The following is a 15,289-nucleotide window of genomic DNA, read 5'->3' as shown; positions in this document are numbered from 1 at the left end:
CCTGAATTCAAAAATGAAAACTTAGACCTTTGGGATAATTTTATGAAACAAACAGCAGGTCTTGATTTTAAAAGTCCTTAACTTTGCTTTTCTTAGGAAATGACGGAAAAAACACATAAAATATATATTAACACACTGATATCCATAACATTAGCGGTTACTTTATATTTGATTTATGATGGTTACAGTTATTACTTCACACCTCTCGAAGAGCGATTCTATCATGACAAACATGACCATCTTAAACCGAGCGGATTGGCAGGTCATGGTTATGGCATTGTCGGTACGATTTTAATTTTGATTGGTGTATTTGGTTACATGATCCGAAAAAGGTCTAAACGATTGGCACGCGTTGGAGTGTTAAAATATTGGTTGGAATTTCACATCTTCTTGTGTGTTCTAGGACCAATCTTGATTTTATTTCACACGGCTTTTAAATTTGGTGGCATTGTTTCTATCAGTTTTTGGAGTATGGTGGCAGTCGTTTTGAGTGGTGTCATCGGTCGTTTTATATACAAACAAATTCCCCGCACCATCCAAGGAAGAGAATTGAATATACAAGAAATTCAGAATATTAAATCACAAATCCAGGAAAAATTACAATCGCAAATTGTATTGGAAGAAAATAAATCCAAACTTTTAAACATCATCGAGGGAAATAACAGTCCATCTGAGAAAAAACAGACCATTGGAGGTTTTTTTAGAAGATTTTGGGCGGACCAAAAAAGAATAAATCGAATTAGAACCGGATTATCTGAATTAGGGATTGCGTCAAAAGACCGTAAAAATATTATACAACTTTCCAGGAGAGAATATACCATTCAAAGACGGATAGAATATTTATCCTTAATGCAAAGATTGTTTCGCTATTGGCATGTGGCTCATTTACCATTTGCCATCATAATGCTTTTAATCATGGTAGTGCATGTAATTGTGGCGGTAACTTTTGGTTATACATGGATATTCTAATCAACAATCAATGAATATCGAACTACTCATTTATATTTTCACTTTTTTGGTCATTGGGCTGGTTTTTTTTATTTATCTCTATAATATTTCTAAAAAACAAAAAAAGGTAGAAGAAAAAATAACAAAAGCCATTGAGTTTGGGATTCATGAACCCATTTCCTTACATCCTGTGATTGATCTTGATACCTGTATTGGCAGTACTGCATGCATCAAAGCTTGCCCGGAACAAGATGTATTGGGTTTAAAGGATGGTAAAGCAACATTGGTCAATGCCACACATTGTGTGGGCCACGGAGCATGCTTCCATGCTTGTCCGGTTGAAGCGATCAGTCTTAGAATTGGCACTGAAAAAAGAGGAGTGGATTTACCCCATGTCAGTCAAACCTATGAAACCAATGTTAAAGGAGTGTATATAGCAGGTGAACTTGGTGGAATGGGTCTTATTAAAAATAGTGTAGAGCAAGGTAAACAAGCCATGCAAAATATTACTGCAAGTATTACAGCCAATCATTCCAATCAATATGATGTTATTATCATAGGGGCAGGTCCTGCAGGAATTTCTGCTTCATTGCAAGCTAAAAAAGATGGCTTAAAATGCATCACCTTGGAACAGGATAGTCTTGGCGGTACTGTTTTTAATTTTCCCAGAGCAAAAGTAGTGATGACGGCGCCAATGGATTTACCCTTGTATGGAAAAGTTAAATTGGTACGAACCAATAAGTCCGAACTCCTCAATATATGGTTTGATGTCATCTCCAAACACCACATTACAATCCAAGAAAATACAAAAGTAGAACAGATTACTGCTATTCCAGAGGGTTTTGAAATTAAAGATAGAAATGGAAATGCATATACCAGTCATAGTGTTTTGATTGCGATTGGTCGAAGGGGATCACCTAGAAAACTTGGAGTTCCGGGTGAACAGCGGGAAAAAGTTGCATACAGACTTCTAGAACCCGAACTTATCAAAGATCAGCAAGTTTTGGTGGTGGGTGGTGGAGATTCCGCCATAGAAAGTGCATTGCTTTTATCAGAACAGAATCAGGTGCATCTTTCTTATAGGGGAGAAAAATTTGGACGACTAAAACCTGAAAATTCTTCCAATATCCAAAAGGCCGCAACAGAAAATAGGATAAAGCTTTTAATGCAATCGAATGTTCTGGAGATTTTAGAAAACAAGGTTATCATCAAGAATTCAGATTCTGAAGAACCTTTTGAATTAACCAATGATTTAGTGTATATCTTTGCGGGTGGGGAATTGCCCACCGAATTTTTACAAAAAACAGGTATTCAAATCACCAAAAGATTTGGTTATACGGTCAGATCCCATAAAAAATAATGTATCTAACTCAAAATAAAATATACAATGTTCCTCTAAAAAAATGGATCTTCTTTCTTCTATTTTTAGATTTTAGTATTTGCATGGCCCAAATTTCTCCGGGAAAATTGAGTAAGGCACACAGCCATCTTGAAGGTGTGGGCAATTGTACCCAATGCCACAATCTCGGAGAAAAAATTTCTGAACAAAAATGTCTGGATTGTCATAAAATACTCCAGAATAGAATTTCTTCTAATAAAGGTTATCACAGTTCAGTGGCTGTAAAAAACAAAGAATGCATTTCTTGCCATAGCGAACATCACGGTCTTAAATTTGAGGCCGTCAGAATTGATAAAAATACTTTCGACCATAAGCTCTCAGGATATGAATTATCGGGAGGTCATAAAGGCATTGATTGCAGAAAATGCCATAACCCTGATCATATTGCAGAACCAAGCATCCGTAAACTTCCAACCACCTATCTGGGATTGGATCCAAAATGTATAACATGCCATGAGCTTTACCACCAAAAGAACATGTCTCAAAATTGTGCTAGCTGTCACGACTTTGGGAGTTGGAAGTCCGCCAACAAATTTAACCACCAGAAAACCGGATTTCCTTTATTGGGTGCGCATCAAAAATTGGATTGTAGAAGTTGCCATAAATCAGAAACAGTTGACGGAAAGCAATTGGCTATTTATAAGGGATTGGAGTTTAAAAATTGTGGGAGTTGTCATCAAGATCCACACCGCAATTCTTATGGTCAAAATTGCAAGGTTTGTCATTCAGAAGATCATTTTAAGCAAATCAAAAAAGGGGATGGGTTTAACCACTCATTGACTGGTTATGCTTTAGAAGGAAAGCACAGATCAATTCATTGCAATCAATGTCACGACAATCGACATCAGCCATCCAGAAAATTTTATGAATTCAAAAATATAGAATCAATAAGTTGTCAGGAATGTCATAAAGACCCGCACGAGGGTCGTTTTGGCCTGGATTGCAAGCAATGTCACCATCAGGAAAGTTTTACTGTTAAAAAAATAGACAAAGATTTTAACCACGATGCCACAGGATTTCCTTTGGAAAACAAACATCAAAACTTGGATTGCCGTCTTTGTCATAAATCCGGTAAAATGACAGATCCCATTTTACATGAATTGTGTAAGAATTGTCATCTGGATTACCACAAAGGAGAATTTGGCAACAAACCCACCGATCCTGACTGCAAAAAATGTCATTCCACCAAAGGATTTTCTGAATCCAGCTATTTAATTTCTGATCACAATCTTGGCAAGTTTCCTTTAAAAGGAGCTCATGAAGCAACTCCCTGTTTTGCCTGTCATCTGAAAGAAAGCAATCAATGGAAATTCAAAAACATAGGTCAAAAATGTGTGGATTGTCATTTGGATATTCACGAGGGCTTTCTGGATCCATCTTTTTACCCCAACCAGACCTGTGAAAAATGTCATACCGAAAATTCCTGGAGTCAGGTTGATTTTGACCATCAAAATACCGAATTTGAGCTGGAGGGAAAGCATACTGAGATCAATTGCAGGAATTGTCATTTTGGAAAGGGCATGGATCCTATTAAAAATCAAGTCTTTAAGAATCTCACCAAAGAGTGCTACGCTTGTCATCAAGAACCCCATGGAGGTCAATTTGGAGAAAAAACCGATTGTAAGTATTGTCATCACAATAATTCCTGGGATACAAAAGCATTTTCCCATCAGGAAAAAACAAAATTTCCATTGGAAGGGAAGCATTTAACCGTATCTTGTGGCCAATGTCACGAGACGATTATAAAGGACAACGTGTCTTTTGTGCTGTACAAAAATGGAAAGCTTGCCTGTATAGATTGTCACAGGTAGTATTCATTTTACTTTCAATTAGTTACGCCTATGCGCAGTCTCCCCACGGTCCAGAACTTAAGATTGATTGCGCCTCATGCCACCGTCCTGATTCATGGGATTTTGATTCGAAAACTTCTGTTTTCTCTCATGACAGCACCGGATTTGCTTTAAATGGTCAACACAGCGTTGTAGAGTGTCGTTCCTGCCATACAGATCTTAGTTTTGACAAGTCAAAACCGGATTGCAATTCCTGCCACACCGATATTCATCAGAATACAGTGGGTCAATCTTGTAATCGATGTCACAATTCCAATTCATGGTTGGTTGATGATGTTTCAGGGCTTCATGAAAGAGCCAATTTTCCATTGATTGGAGTACACAGCAAAATCGATTGTGATCTTTGCCACAAATCTGAGACCAATCTTAGATTTGGTCCTGTGGGATTGGAGTGTATAGAGTGCCACAGAACTGACTTTGAAAGCACCACAAATCCCAATCATAAGAAAAATGGATTTTCGGAAGATTGTTCGAGTTGTCATTCCATCTTTGGAGATGAATGGGAGACTGATAGGGTCAACCACGACTTTTTTCCACTGGTCGATGCACATTCTCAACCCAGTTGTGTGGATTGTCATAAATCAGAAATTTTTTCAGACATTTCAAAAAACTGTTTTGACTGTCACCAAAAAGATTTTGAATCCAGTCTCGAACCAAATCACAGGGTCGCTGGGATTTCAAATGATTGTGCAAAATGCCATAATCTAAATCCAGGATGGAGGCCTGCCCAATTTGCGGAGCACGATGTCTTGTTTCCTATCTATTCAGGAAAACACCAAAAGGTATGGACTTCTTGTGTGAATTGTCACAACAACCCTTCCAATTTTCAAAGTTTTACCTGCACAAGTTGCCACACCAATCCGGAAACGGACGAAGAGCATAGCTCTGTAAATGCCTATCAATACCAGGATCAGGCATGTCTGGCTTGCCATCCGACAGGAGATGCCTCAGAAGTGTTTAACCATGATGCCACTGCTTTCCCATTGACAGGAGCACACAGAAATGCAGATTGCTTAGAATGTCATGCCAATGGATTTACTGGGACACCCACCCAATGCATCGCTTGTCATGATGCCGATTTTAAGAATTCCATAAATCCATCTCATACTCGATTAAACTTAGACCAGGATTGTAAAATTTGTCATACCACAGATCCTGGCTGGTCACCCGCTAAATTTGACATTCATAATCAATACTATGTTTTGGAAGGAGCCCATCAAATTATTTCCAATCAATGCCTACAATGCCATCAGGGAAATTATAACAATACTCCCAATACTTGTTTTGCCTGTCATACCGATGACTACAATATGACCGGCGATCCAGACCACAAAACAAATGGATTCTCCACGGATTGCATTATCTGTCATTCACAATCCAGTTGGGTTCCTTCCAGTTTTGACCATGACGGAAGACATTTTCCCATATACTCAGGTAAGCATAAAGGAGAATGGGCCCAATGTCTCGATTGTCATACCACACCAGGCGATCTCAAAAAATTTAGTTGTACTGTTTGCCACCAAAATCCCGAAACAGATGAAGAACATCAGGGCGTTGGCGGATACAGCTATCAGGATCAAGCCTGTTTTGCTTGTCACCCTACTGGTGATGCAGATTTTAAATTCGATCACAACAATACTTTGTTTCCATTGACAGGTGCGCATCTGCAGGCCGACTGTCTGGAGTGTCACTCCAATGGGTTTAAAGGCACTTCTTCGGTTTGTGTTGATTGCCATCAGAATGAGTTCAATCAATCCATTGATCCCAATCACAACAATCTTAATTTGTCGACTGATTGTGTCTCATGCCATACCACTGCTCCGGGCTGGGCACCCGCTAGATTTGAAATTCACGATCAGTTTTATGTATTGAATGGTGCACATCAATTGATTTCTCAGGATTGTAAGACCTGCCATGTTTCAGGATTTAACAATACTCCAAATACCTGCATTGGTTGTCATCAAACGGAATATTCGAATTCTCAAAATCCAAATCATCAACTCGCACAATTCCCCACTGATTGTAAAGAATGTCATAATGAAAATGCATGGGTTCCTGCATTCTTTGACCATGATGGCAAACACTTCCCAGTGTACAGTGGGAAGCACAAAGATGTATGGTCAAAGTGTGTGGAATGCCATATTAATCCCAACAACTATTCAGTGACCAGTTGTATCATCTGTCATTCCAACCCTGAAACCGATGAAGCTCATTTGGGTGTCGGCGCTTATGTTTATCAGGATCAGGCTTGTTTGGCATGTCACCCGACGGGTGATGCAGACGTCAGATTTGATCATAACACGACCCAATTTCCGCTAACCGGTGCTCATTTACAGACAAATTGTCTGGAATGCCATCAAAATGGATTCAAGGGCACATCCCAAATTTGTGTGGATTGTCATCAATTGGATTTTGATCAAAGCAAAGACCCGGATCATAAAAATATAGGACTATCAACAGATTGTGTATCCTGCCATTCTACCAATCCGGGCTGGACTCCAGCCAGATTTGATGTACATGATCAATATTATGTATTAGATGGTGCACATTTAAATATTTCCCAGGATTGTAAAAGATGTCATGCCAATGGCTATTCAAATACTCCAAATACCTGTGTGGGTTGCCATCAAGAAGATTATAATACTGCGTTGGAACCAAACCATCAAAATTTGATGCTTTCCAATGATTGTGTATCATGTCACAGCACCGCTCCAGCTTGGATGCCAGCTCGTTTTGACATTCATGATCAATTTTATCCATTGCTTGGAAAACACAAAGACATCGCGACAGAATGCATAAAGTGCCATCAGAATGGATACAGCAATACTCCCAATACCTGTGTAGGATGTCATCAATCTGAATTTAATCAGACCACGAATCCAAATCATGGCAACGCTGGCTTTCCAACCGATTGTGCAGCTTGTCATACAGAAAGTGCTTGGGTGCCTTCCAATTTTATGCATGATGCAATGTATTTCCCAATTTATTCCGGCAAACATAAAAATGAATGGGACGAATGCGTAGATTGCCATACCAACCCTACAGATTTCAAAGTTTTTACCTGTACAGCTTGTCATTTAAATCCTGAAACTGATGACAAGCATGTTGGTATTGGAGGATATGTTTATCAATCCAATGCATGTTTTGCTTGTCATCCCACCGGTGAAAAGAACATGTCCTTTGACCACAATGCAAGTAGGTTTCCATTGACAGGAGCCCATACCAATGTAGATTGCATTGAATGTCATCAAAACGGTTTTAAGAATACTCCGTTAGAATGTGTGGCTTGTCATCAAAGCGATTATAACAATAGCCAAAATCCCAATCACAATCATCTCAATCTTTCTACAGATTGTATTGGTTGTCATACGACTGCTCCAAATTGGATGCCTGCAAGATTTGACAACCACGATCAATATTATGTATTGGATGGGGCACATGATCCAATCAGAAACAATTGTATGGCCTGCCATAATGGAAATTACAGCAATACACCGAACACTTGTGTAGGATGTCATCAATCTGATTACAATTCTTCTGTCAATCCAAATCACAATTCTTTAAATATTCCTGCAGATTGTGCAAGCTGTCACACGACTGCACCGGGCTGGGCACCTGCAGGATTTGATATACATGATCAGTATTATGTGCTGGATGGTGCACACAACACCATCCGAAATAATTGTAATGTTTGCCATAATGGAAATTACAGCACAACTCCAAATACTTGTGTAGGATGCCATCAAGCTGATTACAATTCATCAGCCAATCCCAATCACAGTGCATTAAATATTCCAACGGATTGTGCAAGCTGTCACACGACTGCACCGGGATGGGCACCCGCAGGATTTGGTATTCATGACAATTATTATCCACTTTTGGGAGCACACGCTCAAATAGCAAATGATTGTTTTACTTGCCACATGGGTAATTATAACAATACGCCGAATACCTGTTATGGATGCCACCAAAACGATTATAACAATACAACCAATCCGGACCATCAATCTGCGCAATTTCCAACCAGCTGCACAAATTGTCACAGTCAAAATGCATGGGTTCCGTCAACTTTTGACCACGACGTGCTGCATTTTCCAATTTACAGTGGAAAGCACGAAAATGAGTGGAACACTTGCAACGAATGTCACCCCAATCCTAATAATTATAGCATTTTCCAATGCCTGACCTGTCATCCAAAAAATGAAACGGACTCAGACCACAATGGAGTCAACAATTATTCATACAACAGCAACGCCTGTTATTCTTGTCATCCTGACGGTGAGGATTAATGCTTTGTATGAATAGATTTGTATTTATTTTATTGGCATTGAGTTGGATCCATTTCAAAATTAAAGCTCAATCAGACACCAGCTTTATCCCATCCATTGTTTCCTATACCAATGAATCTCATGTTTATACAAAATTTAAGTCCACAGGATCCATTACAATTGGTGATAGTCTTTACTTGAAAGTGGGAAGTGAATATATACCTATACTGTTGGTTCAACAAAAATCTAGCAGCTCCACGGTTTGTGTTAGATTAAATAAAAGTGGAATTCAGAAAGGAGATTCCGTTTACCATTTGAAGATAGAATTTATAAAGAAAACGATTCCTGCGGAACCATTAGAAACAGTTAATCCTGTTATTGCAATTCCTGAAGATAGCATTGCTATTGCACCCGAACCGATTGTAAAAAGTAAACGTGTAAAACAATTGGTCAATGGCCGATTTTCGATTTCCAACAATGGTGATTTAAATCCGGGGGAATCAAATCGCTTTGGAAGAATGCGCCTGTCAAGTCATTTCAACATTCAAAATATTTCCGGTTCACCACTCTCTATTCAAAGTTACATTACTTATCGGTATCGTTATGGTATAGAGCAAAGGACTGGTCCTTTATCCAATGATTTAAAAGTATATACCTTGTCTTTATCCTATCATTTGGGAAAAAACTACTTGGCCTGGTTTGGGCGTAGAATAAATCCATACTTATCCAATATGGGCGCAGCGGATGGCTTCCAATTGGAATACAATCACCGAAGTTGGACGGGAGGAATCATAGCGGGGACAAGACCCGATTTATCAAACTACACATTTGACATTCATCTTCCACAGGTAGGAATTTTTATCAATCATTCAAGAAATGGAAGAAATGGAGTAATGCAAAATTCTTTGGCCATTGCACAACAATGGTACTTTGATAAAACAGACAGACGATTTGCTTACTTCCAGCATTCAAGCAACCCACTTTCATCTGTTGATATTTTCTTTTCCACGGAATTTGATTTGTTTCACAGATCCTTAGAATCAACAAAAACAGATTTTAGATTGACTGGAATGTATTTTAGTGCACGATACAAATTTTCTAAAAAATTGAATGTCCAGGGTTCTTATGACAATCGCAGAAACATTGTTTTCTATGAATCATTTCCAAATCGTGTAGATCAATTACTTTCAGAAGCGACCAGACAGGGAATAAGATTACAAGCCAATTATTCCCCTATCAGAAAAGTAAATTTATCAGGGAGTATTTTTTATAGATATCAGGGTGCTTCGGACCATTCTACCAATTATACTTTTAGTCTAAGTTTGCAAAGAATTCCATTCATTTATAGTAATTTTAATGCAAGTTTTAATAAGCTAACTACAATATATCTGAATGGAAATATTCTGAGTGCCAGAATGTATCGGGATTTTTTAAAATCAAAAGTAAACCTTGAGTTGAATTATAGATTTGCAGATTATCAATATCTTACCAATGAACTAAAGCTTCAACAACATATCATAGGGATTCAAACTCAAATAAACATTTCCAAAACCATCCTGTTAATGTTAAATCTGGAGTCAGGTATCAGCAAAATTAGTCCTTATCACAGATATTTTGTAACCTTACAGAAAAGGATAAAATCCAATACCTCTAAATATAAAAAATAATTATGTACAAGCAATTAATACTCATTTTAAGTACAGTTTTTATATGCTCATGTGACAGTGGTCCTAAAGTGATTAGTCCACTGGAACAAAAAACAGCGGAAGTCAAAGAACAAAATGTAACACAAAATCTAGGTTCACCCAGTGAATTTCATCAAGTCATTGTTAAAGAGACCTTACACACAGAACGTTATAGCTATGCATTGGTCACTGAAAATGGTAAAGATTCCTGGATTGCAGTTTCCAGGCAGGATCTGGTCGTAGGGGATACTTATTTTTTTAGAGGAGGTCTTAGAAAAACTCAATTTCAAAGTCAGGAATTGGATAAAGTATTTGATGAGATTTTATTGGTATCAAGTATTGTCAACGCCAAGGAACATCCGGGAGGCAGCTTGAATTCAGAAAATAAAATGCAATCCGATTCGAAAAATGAAGCTGTCGATGCAAAATCTGTTTCGGAGAAATCCCCGGACGCCATTTCCCTCAAGTCGCTTATTGCAAACAAATCAAAATATGAAGGAAAAGAAGTGATCGTCTATGGTAAGTGTGTTAAAGCCAATTATCAAATTATGGGAATGAATTGGTATCATATTCAAGATGGCAGTAAAGATTCTAATAAAAATGTGGATCTAACCATTACCTCCCAGGAAAATATTCGAATCGGAGATGAAGTAAGTTTTAAAGGAATCATTCAGTTGAACAAGGATTTCGGCGCGGGATATAAATATGCCATCATTATGGAAAAGGCTACACTTGTAGAATAGAAAATTATCGTAAGAAAATTCCTTGTTTGTAAATCCTTCTATATTGGATAAATGAAACTATACTCAACATTGCCAAAACCATTGCAGTGATATAGACTTGTGGTGGAATTGGAACCGGATCTCCTGCAGCATAAGAATGTAAACCGGAGAGATAATAGTTGACACCATAATAAGTCATGATCACTGTAGCAAATCCAAAAAGACTTGCAAAATTATAGGCAAACAAACTTTTGAGTCCGGGTATAAATCTCATGTGAAGTATAAATGCATAGACTAAGATGGTAACCAAAGCCCAGGTTTCCTTTGCATCCCATCCCCAATATCTACCCCACGATTCATTGGCCCAAACTCCCCCAAGATATGTGCCCACGCTCACCATAATCAATCCTCCGGTGACGGTAATTTCACTCACCACACTTAACTCTTTAATATTTCTTTCTACGCGCGCAATATTTGATTTCCTGCTGATGCTGATAAGTAATAAATTAAGCATGCCAATGACCGCTCCAAGCATTAGAAAACCATAACTTCCTGCTTCCAATGATACATGGATCGTCAACCAGTAGGATTTCAAAACAGGAACCAGGGGTGTGATCTCCGGATCCAACCAACTCATGCCTGCCACCAATAGAACGGTGGCTGCTAAAATGCAAGTGGCGGTTAATCCTCCCAAAGATTTTCTGCTAAACAATAAACCAGCAAGGACAGTAGTCCATGAAATATAAATCATGGATTCATAACCATTGCTCCATGGAGCACGACCTGAAACATACCATCTAGTCGCCAAACCCAAAGTTTGAAAGAAAAACGCCAATGCAATAATTCCAAAGGCAGCATTTCTGATCTTTGGACTTTTCCATTTTTCGTTAAAAACACCCGCAATAAAAATCAACAACATCAAAACCCCTGCCAAGGCAAAAACAACTCCAAGCCTGGCAAATACGCTTGATTTATTTAACCAAAGTTCGGCTTTTATTTGATTGTTACTTGGTAATACGGAAGAGGAAATTTTTCTTTGATAATTGCCTAATTCTTCGAGCAATTGGTTCGGCAAATGATCATCTTTGGATGCTTCAGATTGTCTTAATGCAGCTAAATATTTTGGGAAGAATTCCATGGCAAATAACTCTCTCGGATCGTTAATATCTGATGCTTGTGCAGGTGATATCCAGGTATGATTGTCATCCTCACTCAATGGAAGTATTCTGAATAAGCGCCCAGAAAAAACCATATTGGTGATATTGACTTTTTCATCCAATTTAATAATTGCTTTCTCAAAGGTTCCCTGATCTTTTGGATTCATATTTTGCGCAATCCTTACAGGATCCCTCAATTTATATTGGCCAGATTCATCAAAAAACTTTCTATATTCTATCAATCCTCCAGCCGCGGAAAGCAACTTCAATACTTGAGGGTGTTTTCCTACATGAATTAATGGTACAGCTTCCCATTCTTCAGGATGCATGAGCATGGAAATCATAACTTGTTCAGAACTAAGACTACCCATTTTTTCCTTCTTGGATATTTTTCTCAGCACTTCATTGCTCATTGTGTTAAATGGCTTAAATCTGCCTTGATGATCCTGTACGATCATTTTACCGAGTAGTAGAGCATGTGCAGGACTAATGGATGGTTTCGGATAATTTTGGGCATTCAACTGAATATGCAATGTCGTAAAAATAAAAACAAGAAATGCATTGCTTTGATACTGCTTCAAACGATCCATTAAAAATTTAAATCGGGTATTTTTCGTAAAGAAAATCATCATCAATCCAATGGTCAACAATGCATATCCTATATATGAAATCCAAGTGCCCCAAGCATCATGATTCACACTGAGGTAAGTTCCAGCTTCATCGGGATCATAGGAGGATTGAAAAAAACGAAAACCATCGTAGCTCAGAATATTATTCATAAAAATTCGATAATCCATTTTTACAAATTCTCGATCGTCAATCAATGTAACTTCACTGGCGTATGAAGACGGATTATCAGTACCTGGGTATCTGTCCAAAATAAAATCACGCAATGCAATTGAAAACGGAAGATGATACAACTTGGAACCATAAGAAATAGAAAATTTATTGCCCTTGATGTCCAAAATCTTGGGACGTCCTGCCTCTCCTTTGCGACCCGTTAATAAAATTTCTTGAGTTTCTGTTCCAGATTCTACTTCCATTCGCAGAGATACCATGCTTTCATTTTTAATTTTCCGATTTTCAGAAACCAATTCTACGATGGCTGAGGGGTTAAATTCTGAAACCACAAAGTTGGATTGACCGTCGGAATACAGTGATCTTAAGCTCATTGGTTTGGTTTCAAGAGCAAAGAGTGTGTCTTGTTTCTGAGTAGCCATCACCATCCTTGTAAAAGGTCTATCGGGTGTAAATAATAAGGTATCATTTTTAAAGGTAATCCACTGAAATCCTGGTAAACTTTCATCCGTAAAAGACAATTTAAGGCGACCTAAATTTAAGGAAGAGCCATATTTTAAAATATATTCTTCCCTACCTCCGGCTCCTCCAATCACAATCTTCAGAACAGCTTGTCCGGAAGGATCCGATTTAATTAATTCCTTAGGATTGGCAATTACCTCTTTCAATCTTATTTTTAGCAATTCGCGGCCTAAAAGATACTCTTCTTCAAATCGATTGGATCCAAGACTGCTGATTAAAATAGGACTCTCCCAACCATAAACTTGCTTGCCGTCTTCCCATAGAAAATTGATAAATGTTTCTGATGATAGAAAAGTATTGGAATTTTCCCCTTCTCGAATATGCATCATGCCTTCATAACCAAAATATCGGGTCACTCCGGCGCCAATTAAAATAATTAAAATCGAGGAATGAAAAGTAAGTGAAGCCCATTTCTTTAATGGTATCATTTTGTATCTAAAAATATTCACTAGTATACAGATTCCAAATAATACGAGCAATAACTCAAACCATCTTGATTTAAAAATGACTTTTTGAGCGGCGCTGGTTCCAAAATCATTCTCAACAAATGTGGCTACACCGATCGCTGCAGCAAAGAGTAGAATATAAATTCCAGCAGCTCTTGTTGAAAAAAGGACATTCGAAAAAATTTCTGTCCAATCAAGTATTTTAATTTTCTTCATAAGCCAAAATTTCACTCTTCTTTCTCCTTGAAATTGTCCTGAATTCATTATCCATAATTTTAGATTGGATCAATTGAATAGTATCACCAAATCTTTCTGGACCTTACCTGAAAAACTCTGGAAAGATTAAATCCAAATTGAAACTGAGCTTTTAACCAATCACCATTCTCTTCCGCAATATAAGCCCTTTCATTTTTGTCTATGTCATTGTGACATCCACTTTGTGTGCAATTAGAAACAAGTACTGGCAAAACATCTGTTTCAAAGCATATATTCTGACCATTTGATTCAAACTCATTGGTACAAGCTGTGAGACTGACTAAAAAAACTAAAATTCCAATGACAATGAATTTTAAATTAAACATAAGATTCCAAGATTTGAATATAATATGCAAATTTAATGATATTGTTTCGAATAAAATTCTTAAAAACACCGACAATTTTCATAATTATAGATCCATTAACACAATTATATCTGTTTATTATTGCAAACTTTTTCTGGCAGATCTGAACCTTTTAAATTCGGTCGATTGATGTTTCTTGTGTACATAATCTTGAATAAGCGCAAACCATTATTCAACAATAAGGTTAAAAACACCATTGACCAGTATTTTAGTATTTTCTTTATAATCTTGAAAGTTTTTATTTCAACAAATCCGTCGTTAACAGATCCGGTAGTGACCTCTTTTTCTCAAAGTTAAACCCTTCATTGGTTGACCTCATAATTACTAAAATGTAAGATTTATCTTCTGCTTTCACAATGGCACTAGCCGGTAATGAGGCCTCTAAATAAATATCAGATAATCGAATTTTAGATTAGGCGATATATCCATAAACCTAAACTGACGATCGAGTAACTGGATAAATTCCCGTATTACCATCTTCAGCAACATCTACAGCGTAGGACTCTTCTTCCAATCCCTGCTTCAAAAAAGCAGATATCACTTGTTCGTCTTCCACTATTAAAATTCTCATATTGCAAAGATCTGTTATAAATAATTAAGATATGGTTCAATTATTCTTAAAATCAGCTTAAAATCAAGTTTTAAGCTTAAAAATGGAATCAAGCGTTCGTCCTCTCTATTCTAAAAACTACTCCAAGTCATTAAGCTTTATTAAGTTATCAAATTTTGTTCCGTTTAGTGTGAATCACTTAATTTTACTTCTTAAAATGAATGCTATTTTGAGTTTCAATTCCACAAGCATATGGCTCTCACTTTTAAAAATGTGAATTGACCTTGCTTGGGATTAAGCTTTCAATCATTTTTTCAAAATTGC

General features: G+C 37.4%; 8 protein-coding genes. 6 read left to right on the top strand and 2 right to left on the bottom strand.

Annotation, left to right across the window (positions count from 1 at the left end):
- Window positions 1-99: 99 nt before the first annotated feature.
- The 6 genes from IPM48_02010 to IPM48_01985 all read left to right on the top strand — a co-directional run bounded on the left by IPM48_02010 (window position 100) and on the right by IPM48_01985 (window position 10,893).
- Window positions 100-969, top strand: a complete 870-nt coding sequence (locus IPM48_02010) for a hypothetical protein (protein ID MBK9270344.1) — start codon at window positions 100-102, stop codon at window positions 967-969.
- Between the two features lie 10 nt (window positions 970-979).
- A complete protein-coding gene (locus IPM48_02005) occupies window positions 980-2,308 on the top strand; it encodes an NAD(P)-binding domain-containing protein (protein MBK9270343.1) in 1,329 nt (442 codons plus the stop codon).
- A gap of 83 nt (window positions 2,309-2,391) precedes the next feature.
- Entirely contained in the window at window positions 2,392-4,158 is a 1,767-nt protein-coding gene (locus IPM48_02000; protein ID MBK9270342.1) for a cytochrome c family protein, read from the top strand.
- Window positions 4,074-8,486, top strand: coding sequence for a hypothetical protein (locus IPM48_01995; GenBank protein ID MBK9270341.1), 4,413 nt, complete (start codon window positions 4,074-4,076; stop codon window positions 8,484-8,486). Before IPM48_02000 ends, IPM48_01995 begins: the two co-directional genes overlap by 85 nt.
- 8 nt (window positions 8,487-8,494) lie before the next feature.
- The gene (locus IPM48_01990; protein MBK9270340.1) at window positions 8,495-10,132 is read left to right on the top strand and encodes a hypothetical protein; all 1,638 of its coding nucleotides are present in this window, start codon (window positions 8,495-8,497) and stop codon (window positions 10,130-10,132) included.
- Between the two features lie 2 nt (window positions 10,133-10,134).
- Window positions 10,135-10,893, top strand: a complete 759-nt coding sequence (locus tag IPM48_01985) for an SH3-like domain-containing protein (protein ID MBK9270339.1) — start codon at window positions 10,135-10,137, stop codon at window positions 10,891-10,893.
- A 4-nt stretch (window positions 10,894-10,897) separates the two neighbouring features.
- Here the strand turns inward: IPM48_01985 and ccsA are convergent, their stop codons facing one another.
- Window positions 10,898-14,011, bottom strand: a complete 3,114-nt coding sequence (gene ccsA / locus IPM48_01980; GenBank protein ID MBK9270338.1) for a cytochrome c biogenesis protein CcsA — start codon at window positions 14,009-14,011, stop codon at window positions 10,898-10,900.
- A gap of 83 nt (window positions 14,012-14,094) precedes the next feature.
- The gene (locus IPM48_01975; protein MBK9270337.1) at window positions 14,095-14,376 is read right to left on the bottom strand and encodes a hypothetical protein; all 282 of its coding nucleotides are present in this window, start codon (window positions 14,374-14,376) and stop codon (window positions 14,095-14,097) included.
- Window positions 14,377-15,289 lie beyond the last annotated feature (913 nt).

It is taken from the genome of Saprospiraceae bacterium, assembly GCA_016715965.1.
Classification (GTDB): Bacteria; Bacteroidota; Bacteroidia; order Chitinophagales; family Saprospiraceae; genus Vicinibacter.
This window is presented reverse-complemented; position numbering and strand designations above follow the sequence as displayed.

Coding starts and splice junctions, on each gene's coding strand:
- IPM48_01990 (MBK9270340.1), top strand. CDS start 8,495: ATGAATAGATTTGTATTTATTTTATTGGCATTGAGTTGGATCCATTTC.
- IPM48_02010 (MBK9270344.1), top strand. CDS start 100: ATGACGGAAAAAACACATAAAATATATATTAACACACTGATATCCATA.
- IPM48_01995 (MBK9270341.1), top strand. CDS start 4,074: ATGTCACGAGACGATTATAAAGGACAACGTGTCTTTTGTGCTGTACAA.
- IPM48_01975 (MBK9270337.1), bottom strand. CDS start 14,376: ATGTTTAATTTAAAATTCATTGTCATTGGAATTTTAGTTTTTTTAGTC.
- ccsA (MBK9270338.1), bottom strand. CDS start 14,011: ATGAAGAAAATTAAAATACTTGATTGGACAGAAATTTTTTCGAATGTC.
- IPM48_01985 (MBK9270339.1), top strand. CDS start 10,135: ATGTACAAGCAATTAATACTCATTTTAAGTACAGTTTTTATATGCTCA.
- IPM48_02005 (MBK9270343.1), top strand. CDS start 980: ATGAATATCGAACTACTCATTTATATTTTCACTTTTTTGGTCATTGGG.
- IPM48_02000 (MBK9270342.1), top strand. CDS start 2,392: ATGGCCCAAATTTCTCCGGGAAAATTGAGTAAGGCACACAGCCATCTT.